Consider the following 256-nt stretch of genomic DNA (forward strand, 5'->3'; position numbering starts at 1 on the left):
GTTGCTGGTAAGCGCCAACCAATCTCCCAAGAGAGAGAATCCTCCTCATCATTCATTCGTAAGATCAACGTCAGTTCATCATTTTCACTGTTTACTGCTTTTCCATCAAAGTAGCTATTATTGGAGCTATCGCGGATTGGAACCTGACCGTCCCAAAACTCTAGATGTGAGTTAAGTGATTGCTTTAAATGATCTGTGTAATTCTTATCATTCATAGCATCTTTTAGCCCCAAACTTAAGTAGTCCGAGTTCCGGC

The 256-nt window shown here is 41.4% G+C and carries 1 protein-coding gene; it reads right to left on the bottom strand.

From position 1 onward, the window contains the following. Window positions 1–215: hypothetical protein (locus tag SB756_RS32385; protein WP_410913545.1), on the bottom strand; the 215-nt coding region annotated here is incomplete at its 3' end. Window positions 216–256: the final 41 nt, after the last annotated feature.

This window comes from Pseudomonas sp. SIMBA_068, from assembly GCF_046534705.1.
GTDB lineage: Bacteria > Pseudomonadota > Gammaproteobacteria > Pseudomonadales > Pseudomonadaceae > Aquipseudomonas > Aquipseudomonas putida.